This window comes from Paenibacillus sp. J22P165 (assembly GCF_059692015.1).
The window spans coordinates 123,737-139,420 of record NZ_JCAUAP010000001.1; the positions used below are offsets into that span (position 1 = coordinate 123,737).

Consider the following 15,684-nt stretch of genomic DNA (forward strand, 5'->3'; position numbering starts at 1 on the left):
CTCCTACAGCGATTGACAAAAAGTTTTCACGAATTTATAGTTATTAAAGTGAATTGACATGGGCATGGCCTTCGTGGTAAAAATATTGTTTTAAAAGTGGGGTTGATACAATGAGTCAATTGAAAAAGTTCTGGCGTCTGCTACCCCTTTTAGCGGTGATGACGTTCATGCTAACTGGGTGCGGAGACCCAACCTTATCTGCTTTAGTGCCAAAAGGTCCTGTGGCGACGGAGCAGCTTTATTTAATGAAATTAAGTCTCTTTATCATGATTTTTGTCGTAATTGTCGTATTTGCGATTTATGTGTACGTTTTAGTTCGCTTTCGCAAGCGCAAAGGTGACGAAAGCATACCTAAACAAGTCGAAGGAAGTCACGTTTTGGAGATTATCTGGACGGTAATCCCAATTCTATTACTGTTAGTACTTGCGGTGCCAACAGTGTCCTACACGTTCAAACACTCCGAGAATTACAACAAGAACAAAGACGCTATCCATGTGAAAGTCACTGCGCATCAGTTCTGGTGGCAGTTTGAATATCCAGATCTTGGTATCGCGACAGCGCAACAGCTTGTGATTCCAAAGGATAAAATCATTGCATTTGATGTTGTTTCTGCTGACGTAGCACACGCATTCTGGGTACCATCCCTTGGTGGTAAAGTCGATACGAACCCAGGTATCCGTAATACGCTTTACTTGCAAGCAGATGAAATTGCAACGTTCCAAGGTAGATGTACAGAGCTTTGTGGAGCTTCACATGCTTTGATGAACTTTACTGTTGCATCTAAGTCTGAGGCAGACTTCAATGCTTGGGTTGCCAAAATGAAAGCACCTAACACTGTGCCAGCTTCTGCACAAAAAGGTGAAGAGCTTTTCAAAGAAAATTGTATGTCTTGTCATGCTGTTAATGCTAGCGGTCCAGGGGTTGCACCTAACCTTAAAGGCTTTGCAGATCGCGACACACTTGCGGGCATCTTAGAGAAGACACCTGAGAACTTAGCATCTTGGATACATAATCCGCAAGAACTGAAACCGGGCAACAAAATGCCAGCTTTCGGTAAAGAAGCTAACGGTAAACTTGATGACGCTCAAATTAAAGATATTGTTACGTACTTACAAACATTGAAATAAACTCTTGATGTAAAGGAGGTTCATACGTTGGCTCACTCTCATCCAGTAAAAAAACATACCGGGCTTATGGATTGGCTTACAACTGTCGATCATAAGAAAATCGGTATCCTGTATTTACTAGCGGGCGGCTTCTTCTTCCTCGTTGGAGGACTTGAAGCAATCTTGATTCGGATACAACTCGCATATCCAGACCAACAGATTTTTATCGGCGATTCTTTTAACCAATTAACAACGATGCACGGAACAACGATGATTTTCTTTGCGGCGATGCCGGTCATCTTCGCTTTCATGAATGCCATTGTTCCACTGCAAATTGGGGCAAGGGATGTTGCGTTCCCTTTCGTTAACTCATTAGGCTTCTGGTTATTCTTCGCCGGCGGCGTGCTTATGAACACAAGTTGGTTCTTAGGCGGCGCACCTGATGCTGGTTGGACGGGGTATGCACCACTGTCTTCCATCACCGACGCAGGTTGGGGAGCAACGTTAGAAGGCAACTTACAAGGAACTGACTTCTACGTGCTTGGTCTGCAAATTGCAGGTATCGGGACACTAATCGGGGGGATTAACTTCCTCGTAACGATTATTAACATGCGTGCTCCTGGTCTTACATACATGCGTTTACCAATGTTCACATGGTCTGCTTTTGTAACTTCAGGTTTGATCGTTCTTGCTTTCCCGGCAATTACAGTTGCTCTAGTTCTTCTTATGTTTGACCGTGTCTTTGGCGGAGCCATCTTCGATGCAGCCAGAGGCGGAAACAACGTACTGTGGGAGCATTTATTCTGGATTTTCGGGCATCCCGAAGTTTACATTTTGATTCTTCCAGCCTTCGGTATTATTTCTGAGATCGTTTCTACTTTTTCGAAAAAACGTCTGTTCGGATACAGCTCCATGGTATTTGCAACAGTGTTAATTGGTTTCCTAGGCTTCATGGTTTGGGTCCACCATATGTTTACATCAGGCTTAGGCCCGGTAGCGAACTCAATCTTCGCGATTGCAACAATGGCGATTGCCGTTCCTACAGGTGTTAAGATCTTTAACTGGTTGTTCACGCTTTGGGGTGGTCAAATCCGTTTCACAACAGCGAATATTTTCGCTACAGCTTTCATTCCAACCTTCGTTATGGGTGGAACAACAGGGGTTATGCTTGCGATTCCTGCAGCTGACTTCCAGTATCATGATACGTATTTCGTAGTAGCGCATTTCCACTACGTTATCGTTGGTGGTCTCGTACTTGGTTTGTTCGCTGGTCTTTACTACTGGTGGCCGAAAATGTTCGGTCGTATGCTAAATGAAGGTTTAGGTAAACTTCATTTCTGGTTGTTCTTCATCGGTTTCCACTTAACATTCTTCCCGCAGCATTTCTTGGGTCTAATGGGGATGCCACGACGTGTATTTACGTATCAACCAGGGTATGGTCTCGAAACTGGTAACTTAGTTTCAACCGTTGGTGCGTTCTTAATGGGTATCGGTACGTTAGTGTTCCTTATCAACATTATTGCAACTGCAAGAAAACCAATTACAGCTCCTGCAGATCCATGGGATGGACGCTCCTTGGAGTGGACAATTCCGTCACCTGCACCTGAATATAACTTCAAACAAACTCCGCTTGTTCGTGGTTTGGATGCTTTCTGGAAAGAAAAAATGGCTGGTAACAAACAAATGACACCTGCTGAGCCAATTGGTTCCATTCATATGCCTTCGGCATCGATTTTGCCGCTTGTTATGTCTGTTGGGTTGTTCATTGCTGGATTTGGCTTTATGTACAAAAACTACTATGTAGCTGGAGCAGGTATCTTAGTTACATTCATTGCCATGTTCTTGCGTTCGGTATATGACGACCACGGTTGGCATATTGAACCAGAAGAACTTGAAGACGATCATAAGGGGGTAAAGGCATGAGTAGTCATCACACGGGCGCACTGCCTGCTAATCCGGAAACGGCTACCCTCGAAGGGAAAAATAAAGTTCTTGGTTTCTGGTTATTTCTTGGCGCTGAGGTTGTATTGTTTGGTTGCTTATTCGCAACTTACATTGCTCTCCGGAACTCTGTTCCGGATGGCCCAACAGCTGATGAGCTATTCAAGCTTAAAACAGTTGGTTGGTCAACATTCGTTCTCTTAACGAGCAGCTTGACGAGTGTATTTGCAATCATCGCGATGCACCGTCAAAAAGTAGGTCAATTGCTAGGTTGGTTAGCAGTTACCGTTTTGTTTGGTCTTTCCTTCTTAGGGATGGAGATCTACGAGTTTTATGAGTACGTTCATGAAGGCCATGGGTTTACAACAAGTGCATTCTCCACATCGTTCTACACACTAGTTGGTTTCCACGGTGCTCACGTAGCATTCGGTGTTTGCTGGATTACACTGTTGATTTTCCAAGGTATGAAGAAGGGTCTTACAGTTGTTACGGCACCTAAGTTCTATGTCGCTTCTCTGTACTGGCACTTTATCGACTTAGTTTGGGTATTTATCTTCACAGTCGTTTATTTGATGGGGAAGGTGGGTCACTAAATGAGCAGCAATTCTCATGATACACACGCACCTAGCAAGAGAGTGAAGCACGACTCAACACTTAACCACTATTTGACTTACATTATCTCGATTCTACTCACGATGTTGGCATTCGCTGTCGTACTTTACGGAGACTTGGATCGTTCGTTTATCTTGATTTTCATCGTATCCCTTGGGATCGTGCAGGCACTCGTTCAGTTGCTTTTCTGGATGCATGCCAAAGAAAGAGGACACTTGTTTCCTCTAATCTTCATCTTTGCAGGAGCATTCGTTGCTCTTACTGGCGTAATCATGGCGGTATATTGGGTTTGGTGGTAGAAAAGCAAGAAGAGGCAACTTTGTCTAGACAAAGTGCCTCCTCTTTTTTTACTGGGAGTTAATTGGAAGTAGTCAGCTTGAAAGGAGATAGATGCGGGTATGAGTCAGATTGGTGGGTTTTTCGATTTGTGGAGTCCTGTTTTACTATTGATCGTCGTTGTGATCGCATATAGTTATGGTCGATTTGTCGTGAATGGAAATGGGAGCGCTGCGAAATCCGAGCCAATTTCGACATCACAACAGCTTCTATTTTACACAGGGTTGTTCTTATTCTACGTTGGACAAGGAAGCCCTATTAACTATATTGGGCATCACTACTTGTTCAGTATGCACATGCTGCAACAAACGATTCTTTACTTGATCGTACCGATTCTCATTTGGTTAGGAACGCCGGCATGGCTGCTTAGAGCAGCTATGACGAATGTCGTATTCCGTGGCCTATTTTCCTTTTTTACACGGCCTCTGATCGCATTATTCATGTTCAATATGCTATTCTCCATCTACCATATGCCTTTTATTATGGATTACTTGATGAAGAATGATGTACCGCTTCTTGCTTATCATACTGTGCTTTTAGTGACGGCCTTTATCATGTGGTTCCCTGTATTTTGCCCGCTGCCTGAGCTGAATCGCTTGAACGATTTGAAGAAAATGGCGTATATTTTCGGGAATGGCGTCTTATTGACACCGGCTTGTGCGCTTATCATTTTTGCAGATACGATTATCTATGATATGTATAACAATGTCACGGTTCCTTTTGTTCACCTGTCGCCGCTTGATGATCAACAACTAGGTGGCGTAATCATGAAAATTTTGCAAGAGATTATCTATGGCGCCACGTTAGCTTACATTTTCTTCCGTTGGTATCGCAGAGAACGCAAGGATGAGGACGAATTGGATCCACTTCCATCACAAGAAAGCTTGAATAATCAAGGCGGGAACTGGAATCGCGCTTAGAGAAAGGATTTCGAAAGATGCACATATTACCCACAATTTCTACGATGTTTATTGTGATTAGTGCCATTTTTGTTGGGTTCGGATGGTATCATATTGTTAAAGGGAACCGAGAAACGCATGAAAAGCTGATGGTTTTGGGCGCAATTTTCGCGTTAGCCTTTTTCATCATCTACATGTCCCGTACTATATTTGAAGGAAACACCTCCTTTGGCGGCCCAAAAAGTTTAGTGTTACCCTATCATTTGTTCTTGTTCTTCCATATCACACTAGCAACGCTAGGTGGTGTACTAGGACTTATCACTTTGTGGTTTGCTTACAAAAAGAAATTCCTTAAACATAAGAAAATCGGAAAAATCGCTGCGTTTGTATGGCTGTTAACAGCCCCAACAGGCGTTATGGTCTATATATTGTTGTATATCCTATATCCAGGTGGAACAACGAAGCCCGTAATTGATGCCATTTTTGGATTGTAAACCATCTCAATAGCACGGAATGATGTGAAAGTTCATCATTCCGTGCTATTTTTTTGTCTTCCTAAGTGCTGATTTTGTGATTTCGCCCATTCGATTGCAGAAATCAACAATTGGCGATGACGAAATGACCATGCCATTCTTCATATTGCTCATAGGTTAATTCGGTGGATTCCACTACGCTTAAGGAAGAGATGCATCTCACCATAACATGTAGTGGAGGGTCAACGAATGAAGAAAATTTTAGCTTCAACCATGATTGTCATGATGATGGGTACAGCCATTGCCTGTTCCTCGAAGACAGAGTCAACGACAACAACGAGTGAGTCACAAGCACCAGCAACTGCGAGTGCGACGACGTATCCGATGACAACTGATAAAACGCTGACCTACTGGGGCGAGTTGAACGGGAACTTAACAGGTGTGAAAACGACACATGCCGATGTCCCTTTTTTCCAAGAGTGGCAGAAGAAAACTGGCGTCCCGCTTAAATTCTTAGCACCTCCTACAGGACAAGCCAAAGAAGCGCTTAACGTGATGCTAGCATCCGGAGATCTGCCAGATATGATCGAATATAACTTTCTGAGTGATTTCCCAGGTGGACCGGAGAAAGCGATTAAAGATGGTTACATTTTGAAATTGAATGATCTGATTGATAAATACGCACCGAACCTGAAGAAATATCTCAAAGAGCATCCAGAAGTCGACAAAATGGTAAAAACGGATAACGGAAGTTACTATGCATTCCCTTTTATTCGTGGAGATGAGTATCTACAGGTATTCCAAGGCCCGATGATTCGTAAAGACTGGTTGGATGAGTTAGGGCTTCCTGTTCCTGAGACAATTGATGACTGGACGACAACACTGAAAGCATTTAAAGAGAAGAAAGGTGCAGCAGCGCCACTATCCTTTATCAGCAAACCACGTTTCTTCAATGAATCTTACAACGGTGCATTCTTAGGTGCATTTGGTGTGAACCGCGGCTTCTATTTGGATAATGGGAAAATCAAGTTCGGACCGTCGGAAGCTGGCTTCAAAGACTATTTGAAGACATTCCACCAATGGTATCAAGATGGCTTGTTAGATAAGAACATTGCAACGGTGGATACGAAAGCCTTGGACGGCAGCTTCGCTACGGGTGCTACAGGGGCAAGTATCGGTAATGCTGGCGGCGGCATAGGCAAATGGCAGCCACTTGTACAGGCTAAAGATCCGAAGGCACAGCTAGTAGCAGCGCCATATCCAGTACTCAAAAAAGGCGATACGCCGAAGTTTGGTCAAAAGGATAATCCGTATTCCTCCGGAGGTATTGTCGCGGTAACGGCTAAATCCAAGAATCCAGAACTTGCAGTCAGAATGTTGGATTATGGGTATAGTGAAGCTGGCCATATGTTCTTCAACTTCGGAACAGAGGGTGTAAGCTACTCGATGGTGGATAACTATCCAAAATATACGGATTTGCTGATGAAGAATCCAGATAAATTAGCACCTGCACAAGCGATGTCCATGTACACTCGCGGTAGCTACAACGGGCCATTTATCCAAGACAAGCGTTATGCGGAGCAATTCTTCGTTCTGCCAGCACAACGCGATGCGATCAATGTGTGGAAGAAAACCGATACTGCCAAATACAGCTTGCCACCATTAACACCAACACCGGAAGAAAGCTCTGAATATGCGAAAATCATGGGCGATATGAACACGTTGGTTGATGAAATGACGTTAAAAATCATTTTGGGTAACGAGTCAGCCGATAGCTTTGAGAAGTATGTGGATAAAATGAAGTCACTTAATCTAAGCCGCGCTATCGAGATTCAACAAGCAGCACTAGATCGCTATAACAAGCGATAAGTTTCTTTTGTGCAATGGAGAAGTGGGGGATCTGAGATCTCCCTCTTCTATAAGTAAACTGGCGAGAGGGTGAGGATGGAGATGGCGAATACACAGCCACTGGAAAGCGTAAAGCTTACGAAGCAACAAACGGGGACAAACAGATATATCCGTGATTTTATCGCTAATAAGTACTTGTACCTCATGATGGTACCAGTGCTCGCTTATTATTTGATTTTCCATTATGCACCGATGTATGGTGCTTTAATTGCTTTCAAAGATTATTCACCTATGAAGGGAATCCTTGGTAGTGATTGGGTTGGCATTAAGCATTTCCATGATTTTTTCAGTTCTTTTTATTTTTGGCGCATATTGAAAAATACGCTGGTCATCAGCTTGTATTCGTTGCTTTTTGAGTTTCCAGCTCCGATTATTCTAGCCCTCTTGATCAATGAGGTACGAAGTAAGACATTTAAGCGCGTCGCACAGACGATTACGTATATGCCTTATTTTATCTCACTAGTCGTCATTTGCGGAATTATTACGGACTTTACGAATGCGGATGGGGTTATTAATAATATCGCGATGGCTTTCGGGTATGACGGACAAGCGATGCTGCAGAAGTCGGAGTTGTTCCGGCCGATCTACATTTTATCCGAGATTTGGCAACGTATTGGCTGGGAGTCCATTATTTATATTGCTGCATTAATGAGTATCGATACCGAACAGTACGAAGCTGCACGGATGGATGGCGCTAGTCGCTGGAAACAGATGGTGTATATCACATTGCCAGGTATTATGCCGACGATTGCGATTATGTTTATTTTGCGTATGGGTAATCTGTTGAATGTGGGCTTTGAGAAAATCATTCTGCTCTATAATCCTGTCACTTATGAAACGGCGGACGTGATTTCCTCCTTCGTCTATCGCAAAGGATTGCTAGAGTTTGGATGGAGCTACAGCTCGGCTGTTGGCTTATTTAACTCCATAATCAATCTAATCCTACTCATTACAGCGAATTATATCAGTCGTAAAGTAAATGAAAGCAGCTTATGGTGAGGTGATGTTGATGAGAAAAGGACCAAGTTTTGTAGAAAGACTATTCGATATTGCTATTCATTTGATTTTGAGCCTACTCGTTATCGTAACGTTGTACCCTTTACTTTACGTATTATTTGCTTCCTTCAGTAATGCGAATGAATTAGTTGCTCATAAAGGGATTTTATTTAAATCACTTGGCTTTAGTTGGGAAGCCTATAAAGGGGTGATGAAGAACCCTGGCATTCTTATCGGCTACCGCAACACGATGTTTATCGTCGTCGCCGGCGTTATCGTCAACCTTTTGATGACTGCGCTAGGTGCATACGTACTTTCTAGAAAAAATGTGATCTGGAATAAGGCATTTATGATCATCATTGTCATCACGATGTTCTTCCATGGAGGCTTAATCCCGCTCTATTTGATTGTCAAAAATGTAGGCCTACTCGACACTCTATGGGCGACGATTATTCCTTTTTCAATCTCTACTTTCAATTTGATTATTATGCGAACAGCATTTATGGCGATACCAGACAGTTTAGAGGAGTCGGCCAAAATCGATGGGGCCAATCACTTTACGATTTTGTTCCGAATCATCATTCCGCTTTCCATGCCCGTCATTGCCGTGATGATTCTGTATTATGCCGTTGATAAATGGAATGGTTGGTTTTACGCATCGATTTTCATCAAAAACCGGGATCTCTTCCCGTTACAGCTTGTACTTCGGGAAATACTAATTTCTAACTCAACAGATGGTATGTCCGTGGGAGCCGATGCGGGTGATCGCTTCCAGATTGGGGAAACCATTAAATATGCGACAATCGTCGTGGCGACATTGCCAATTCTATGTGTCTACCCATTCGTACAACGCTTCTTTGTTAAAGGGGTTATGGTAGGCTCCTTGAAGGGCTAAACCCCAGAAATAGGGATCTAATAGCGCTTTTGTCAATTGGATTTGTCATTTTGGACATTCCTCCCCTTGCGAACAGAGGTATAATAGAGTGAAGGTGACAATCCCTTCAGAGGATTTTTCAAGGTGCGCAGCGGGAGGAGATCCATGTGAAGCTTCGATTATTTTGGCCGAAAAGAAAGAGTATTGTATTTACTTGGTTATTATCGTACAGCGCTGTTTTGTTCGTGCCTATGCTGATGAGCATTCTTATTTATTCACAGTCTAGTCATGCACTAAAAAGTGAAATTCATCGTGCGAACGATTCATTACTCAAACAAGTCCGTTATACGATCGACACACAGTTCGATTTGATGAAACGGTTAAATATGGAAATTACTTGGAATACGAAGCTTCAAAGTTTAATGTACACGAATATACGAACAAATGATGATCAATATCTGGCTTTTCAGCTGGTAAAAGAGTTTCGGATGTATCAAACCTCCTATGCGACGATCGATGAATTCTATGTGACTTGGGATCAGGAAGCTGCAATTCTCCGCCCGGGAAATATGCGCGATCTGCAAACAGCGTTTGATACGATCCACAATACAGGTACCCTCCGGTATGAACAATGGTTGAATACGATTCACCAAGCGACGAATAACCAGTTTCTTATCCTTCCCCGCGTAGATGCAGGTCCGTCTTCCTCTTCCATCGCGTACATCACACACCTGCCCAAGGATTTGAATGGTAAACAAACAGGGACAGTCGTTGTGATGGCCGATATGGAACGGTTCGAGAAGGCTATCGAAAGCATTTCAGGGTTTAGCGGTGGACAAATCGTCATCCTTAATCATGACAATCAAGTTCTACTCTCCAATGTTCCTGTGACGGTGAATAAGAATCTCATTTTGGAGCAATTGCAGGATGAGGATAATGTTACGTACAAACCTTCGCAGGATGGAGAATCAGAGCTTTTCTATATTCAATCGGCTGTTTCTGATTTGAAATATGTACTGATCATTCCAAGTCGTATTTATTGGGAAAAAGCGGAGTATGTCCGCAAATTTACTTATATCAGCATCCTGATCAGCTTATTTGGTGCAGCGGTGCTGACCTGGTTCTTTCTGCGCCGTAATTACTCACCGATCCAACGTTTGGTTCAATCGATTTCCGATAAAAATGCGTTCGAGGAACGCGCAGATGGGAATGAGCTGCATTTCATTCAGAAAATGATCTCGCATACACGGGATGAGAAGGATCAAATCGCGCTACAGCTGCAATCTCACCATCATGTACTCCGTTCGAATATGTTGAATCGACTGTTGAAGGGGAGAATTGATTCACTCGTATCCTATGAGGAAGCTTTCAAGACCTTTCATATGGATGTGATTTCGAATCATTTCGCGGTCATTTTGTTTGCGGTTGAGAATTCCGATAGTATATCTACGAATTTACCCGGTATGGATATCAGTGAACGCCGAAAATTGATGCAATTCATTATCACGAATGTTGTTGAAGAGCTCGTTGGACATCGTAAGCATGCTGGTTACGTGGCAGAGATCGACGATATGATGGTATGTTTGGTGAACTTTGCAGAGACGGATGCAGCCGAGCGGAAGGTTGATCTGGATTGGATTGCTGCAGAAGCACAGCGTTTCCTGACAAGATTCCATATGGATCTAACGATCTCCATCAGCGGTGTTCACCCTGCCTTGGTAGGTGTTGCTGAGGCGTATAGTGAAGCACTGGATGCTATGGAATATAAGATGGTTAGAGGCAAAAGGGAGATCATCACCTACGATGAGATTCGTATCGATACGGCCGATAAGCTGCAGATGGGCTATTATTATCCACTCCAAGTGGAGCAGCAAATTATTAATCTCATCAAAACGGGAGATATTGACCAAGCCTCGGCTAGCATGAACGAAATCATGGAGCGAAATTTTGATAAGCCGCTGGTGTCGCTTACCTTGGCGAGATGCCTCATTTTTAACCTCGTGGGTACGATGGTGAAAGCGATGAATGAGCTTGGGGACGGAACGACGCAGCCCTGGTTAGGGGACAACCCCTTGTGGATGGATAAAATCATTGCATGCGACACCATCCTCGAGATGCAGCAAGAGCTGCAGTTGCTCCTCGGAGAGGTGTGTGCGTTTGCCGCTTCTAAAATAGAAGCAAACCAGACGAAGGAACGCACGGAAACCTTGCGCGAATTAATCGCCAAAGTTATGCAATATATTGAGGAGCAGTATCAAGACGCTAATTTGAATGTGAATACAATTGGTGAAAACTTTGCCTTAAGAGGTAGCTATGTATCCAAATTATTCAAAGATCAGACGGGTGAAGGTTTGCTCGACTACATTACGAAATACCGGATTCAACAAGCGAAAAAAATGATCAGCTATAAGCAAGATTCGATCTCGGAGATTGCGAAGTTAGTTGGCTATAATGAAGTGGCAACCTTTATACGTGTTTTCAAGAAATATGAAGGAATAACACCTGGGAAATATAAAGAAATGAACTGATGATAAGAAGATGACATGCTGGGAGGGAACGGAATGAGCAGACGAGCTAGCAGCAAGGCAATATTACTTCTATGTATGTTCACCCTTGGACTCACGGCATGCTCTTCAGAGAGTCCAACGAATCTGACGACACCGTCAGGGCAGCCAACAACGACGACTACTGATAAGGAGCAGTCTGTGCCAGCAACCACTAAATTGACCTATTGGTCAGAGTTGAATGGGAATGCCGCCAGTGTGAAAACCAAATTCAAGGATATTCCCTTTTTTCAAGAGTGGCAGAAGCGGACAGGGGTTCAGCTTTCCTTCATTCAGCCTTCTGCCAATCAAGCCAAGGAAGCGATGAATGTCTTATTAGCGTCTGGCGACTTGCCTGATATGATGGAGTTCGAATGGGACAGCTTCCCTGGTGGACCTGAAAAGGCGATCAAGGATGGGTATATTTTGAGGCTGAATGAGGTCATCGATAAGTATGCCCCTAATCTAAAGCAGTACTTAAAGGAGCATCCCGAAATCGATAAGCAAATTCGGACCGATGACGGCAGCTATTACGTGTTCCCCTTTATCCGTGGTGACGATAAGCTTCGTACGTATCAAGGGCCGATTATTCGGCAGGATTGGTTGAATGAGCTCGGGCTAGAGGTGCCAACGACGATAGAGGAATGGCATACGGTGCTCAAGACGTTCAAGGAAAAGAAGGGAGTTGCAGCACCTTTAACTTTCCTAGGCGTGCCGAATCCGTTATTTGGGATTGAGGGTGGCGCTTTTGTCGGGGCTTATGGGATTCGCAAAGGGTTCTACCTGGATCAGGGTGAGGTCAAGTATGGTCCTATGGAGAAGGGCTATCAGGATTTTTTAGCTACTTTCCGAGCTTGGTATAAGGAAGGATTAATCGATAAAAACATCGCTTCCGTGGATACCAAAACGATGGATTCCAATATGGTAACAGGGCGCAGCGGGGCAACGATCTGGAATGCGGGGGCCGGTATTGGGAAGTGGCAGCCACTGGTCGAAGAGAAAAACAAGTCAGCTTTGTTTGCAGCAACCCCATATCCCGTACTCCATAAAGGGGATAAGCCGAAATTTGGACAGAAGAGTTATGATTATGTCGGGACTGGTGGCGTAGCGATTTCAAGTAATAGTCAACATGCGGCTGAGGCGGCTAAGTTACTTGATTACGGTTATAGTGACGAAGGACATATGCTCTTTAATTTTGGCATTGAAGGAACGAGCTACACGTTGAAAGACGGCTATCCGACCTATACGGATTGGATCCTGCGAAATCCAGATAAGTTGGCACCTTCGCAAGCCTTGTCGATGTATACGAGAGCAAGCTATTTTGGTCCGTTTGTTCAGGATGTTCGGTATGTTGAACAATATTACACGTTGCCTGAGCAAAGGAAAGCGATTGGGATCTGGGCGGATACGCAAGTTGAATCGTACACCCTACCGCAAACTCCGAAGACAGAGCTGGAGAGTGCTGAGTTTTCTTCGATTATGATGGATGTGATGACACTTGTTGATGAGATGTCTCTGAAGATTATTCTCGGTGTTGAGCCGCTAGATGCATTTGATAGCTACGTTAGTAAGATGAAAGCATCCAAAATTGATCGAGCTATCGAGATCCAGAAGTTAGCCTTAAATCGGTATGAGAAGCGTTGAACGCTTCTCTTTTTTGTATTTGGATTAGAAAAATTCATTAATCTTCCATTATCATGTAAAATAGTAAGCGTAATCAACTTCGTGATGAAAGGTAGGTTCATGGATGACATACCCTTTAGTTGTTGAACAGGTAACGAAGCAGTACGGAGATAGAACAGCCGTGAATCGGATTCAGCTGCGAGTGAAGCAGGGAGAAATATATGGGTTATTAGGTGCGAATGGCGCTGGCAAAACGACAACAATGCGGATGGTACTCGGTCTTATTTATCCGGATGAAGGCCATATTAGGTGGAACGGGCAAGGCTATCGGGAAGAGCTCCGCAGTTTGATGGGTTATTTACCAGAGGAGCGCGGCTTATATCCCAAAGTGAAAATTAGTGAGCAGATTTTATACTTAGCTGAGCTTCGAGGAATGAAGCGACGCGAGGCAGATCGCAGCTTGAAGATGTGGTTGGAACGGTTTGAGGTTCCTGATTATTACAACCGTAAGGTGGAGGAGTTGTCCAAGGGAAACCAGCAGAAGATTCAATTCATTGCGGCGGTCATTCATAATCCGGAGATTCTGATTCTGGATGAAGCCTTCAGCGGACTAGATCCGGTGAATGTCGAGCTGCTGAAGAAAACAGTGAAAAGCCTCCGTGATGAGGGGAGAACGATTTTATTTTCCAGCCATCGCATGGAGCATGTGGAGGAGCTTTGTGAGAATATTTGTATGCTTCATCGTTCAAATACGATTCTTCAAGGCAGCTTAAAGGACATTAAAGCAAGCTTCCCGAAGGAGAGAGTTGTGCTGGAGACAGCGACCAGTGTAGAGGGGTTAGAGAAGCTTCCAGGCGTAACCTCAATGAACCAAGGGCTACATGGGTACGAGCTACGTATTGCGCAACCAGAAGCCGCACAGCGTATTCTGCAATACGCGATGGAACGATCCACCGTGCAGCGTTTTCAGATTATGGAGCCAACCTTGAATGAAATTTTTATCCAGAAGGTGGGAAGCCAGCATGAATAGTATATGGACAGTCATTAAATTTACATTCCTGTCTCGCTTTCGCACGAAATCGTTTCAAGTGATGGGTCTAATCTTACTAATCCTAATATCGCTTTTGATTCATCTTCCCACCATTATCAAACAATTCTCTTCCGATGAGGCGACGAAAATAGGCATATTTGGCACACAACAAGCGGTTGTGGCGTCCAAATTAGAAGCTTTTTATAACAATCAGCCGAATGCAGAGATACAAATTGTCCCTCTTTCCGATCAAGGAAGTGTAGAGGCAAATGAGGCATACGGGAAGCAGCAAATTGCGGATAAGAAGATCAAGGGATATCTAGAATTCACGCAGGGGAAACAGGGCGGATTCCCGAAGATGATCTATAAATCCACAGGAACGATGGATTCGCCTAAAAACAAGCTGCAAACGGCGCTTCAGCTAATTAAGACGGATATCGTGCTGCAAGGCGCTGGTCTGCCAGATGCGCTTAAAACCGATATACAGACGCCTGTTTCCTTAGAAACCGTGCAAATATCCACTTCGGATCAAGCTGCTGTGGGCAAAACCGAGTCCCAAATGAGGCTGTCCTATATGTTGGTGTATATCCTGCTCTTCATGCTGTACATGGGAGCCATTGGATTTGGGAATCTCGTTGCAACGGAAATCACAGCCGAGAAGAGTACGCGCGTCATGGAATTGCTCATTACTAGCGTGTCACCACTCAAGCAGATGTTTGGTAAAATCATTGGTATTTGCTTGCTGGCGCTCTCACAAATCGCCGCATTAATCGTCGTTGCAGCCATTAATATTCAGTTTAGTGATGCATCGGCCATCAAGGATCTGAAAATCAGTTGGAGCGATTTAGAAATATCAATTATCGTCTATTTCTTGATTTTTTACTTACTCGGTTTCTTCATCTACGCGACGATTTTCGCGGCAGTAGGCTCACTTGTCAGTCGAACGGAGGATGTGGGGCCAGCCATTATGCCAGTTACCTATGTCATCGTTGCGGCTTTCATGATCGCGATCTTCGGTCTTAATCACCCGAATGCACCCTTCGTGGTTACGATGTCCTTCGTGCCATTTTTCTCGCCAATGATAATGTTTCTGCGCATCGGAATGAGCAGCCCGCCGTTCTGGCAGATTGCGCTTTCGATCGCCATTCAGTTGCTGTCCATCGGTGCGATGGCTTGGCTTGCGGCGAAGATCTACCGCACAGGCGTGCTGATGTACGGCAAGCGGCCTAGCTTGAAGGAACTGCGCAAGGCGATGCGGGCGTATCGGTAGATATATCTCGAAAGATCGTCTTATATAAACAAAAGATTACCTCGTAGTTTTGGAACAAGGATGCACCTATAAT

The 15,684-nt window shown here is 44.1% G+C and carries 13 protein-coding genes; all 13 read left to right on the forward strand.

All coding sequences use genetic code 11. From position 1 onward, the window contains the following. The first annotated feature begins 110 nt into the window (after nt 1–110). The 13 genes from coxB (at nt 111) to AC58QM_RS00605 (ending at nt 15,611) form a co-directional block, all read left to right on the forward strand. Nucleotides 111–1,127, forward strand: a complete 1,017-nt coding sequence (coxB, locus tag AC58QM_RS00545; RefSeq protein WP_497280462.1) for a cytochrome c oxidase subunit II — start codon at nt 111–113, stop codon at nt 1,125–1,127. 27 nt (nt 1,128–1,154) lie between these two features. Then, the gene (gene ctaD / locus AC58QM_RS00550) at nt 1,155–3,029 is read left to right on the forward strand and encodes a cytochrome c oxidase subunit I (RefSeq protein WP_497280464.1); all 1,875 of its coding nucleotides are present in this window, start codon (nt 1,155–1,157) and stop codon (nt 3,027–3,029) included. Beyond that, nucleotides 3,026–3,640: a cytochrome (ubi)quinol oxidase subunit III gene (locus AC58QM_RS00555; RefSeq protein WP_310499653.1), complete on the forward strand. Its 615-nt coding sequence runs from the start codon at nt 3,026–3,028 to the stop codon at nt 3,638–3,640. Before ctaD ends, AC58QM_RS00555 begins: the two co-directional genes overlap by 4 nt. After that, entirely contained in the window at nt 3,641–3,958 is a 318-nt protein-coding gene (locus AC58QM_RS00560; RefSeq protein WP_497280466.1) for a cytochrome C oxidase subunit IV family protein, read from the forward strand. A gap of 99 nt (nt 3,959–4,057) precedes the next feature. Further along, nucleotides 4,058–4,915, forward strand: a complete 858-nt coding sequence (locus tag AC58QM_RS00565; protein WP_497280468.1) for a cytochrome c oxidase assembly protein — start codon at nt 4,058–4,060, stop codon at nt 4,913–4,915. A 17-nt stretch (nt 4,916–4,932) separates the two neighbouring features. Next, the gene (locus tag AC58QM_RS00570) at nt 4,933–5,388 is read left to right on the forward strand and encodes a DUF420 domain-containing protein (protein WP_497280470.1); all 456 of its coding nucleotides are present in this window, start codon (nt 4,933–4,935) and stop codon (nt 5,386–5,388) included. A 228-nt stretch (nt 5,389–5,616) separates the two neighbouring features. Beyond that, nucleotides 5,617–7,236, forward strand: coding sequence for an extracellular solute-binding protein (locus AC58QM_RS00575; protein WP_497280472.1), 1,620 nt, complete (start codon nt 5,617–5,619; stop codon nt 7,234–7,236). A gap of 81 nt (nt 7,237–7,317) precedes the next feature. After that, entirely contained in the window at nt 7,318–8,274 is a 957-nt protein-coding gene (locus AC58QM_RS00580; protein WP_497280474.1) for an ABC transporter permease, read from the forward strand. 10 nt (nt 8,275–8,284) lie between these two features. Further along, entirely contained in the window at nt 8,285–9,166 is an 882-nt protein-coding gene (locus AC58QM_RS00585) for a carbohydrate ABC transporter permease (protein WP_497280476.1), read from the forward strand. A gap of 146 nt (nt 9,167–9,312) precedes the next feature. Then, entirely contained in the window at nt 9,313–11,673 is a 2,361-nt protein-coding gene (locus AC58QM_RS00590; protein ID WP_497280478.1) for a helix-turn-helix domain-containing protein, read from the forward strand. A gap of 33 nt (nt 11,674–11,706) precedes the next feature. Beyond that, on the forward strand, nt 11,707–13,332 hold the full coding sequence (locus AC58QM_RS00595; RefSeq protein ID WP_497280480.1) for an extracellular solute-binding protein: 1,626 nt from the start codon (nt 11,707–11,709) through the stop codon (nt 13,330–13,332). Between the two features lie 103 nt (nt 13,333–13,435). After that, a complete protein-coding gene (locus AC58QM_RS00600) occupies nt 13,436–14,341 on the forward strand; it encodes an ABC transporter ATP-binding protein (RefSeq protein ID WP_497280481.1) in 906 nt (301 codons plus the stop codon). After that, nucleotides 14,334–15,611 (forward strand): ABC transporter permease, encoded by a 1,278-nt coding sequence (locus AC58QM_RS00605; protein WP_497280483.1) that lies wholly within the window; start codon nt 14,334–14,336, stop codon nt 15,609–15,611. Before AC58QM_RS00600 ends, AC58QM_RS00605 begins: the two co-directional genes overlap by 8 nt. Nucleotides 15,612–15,684: the final 73 nt, after the last annotated feature.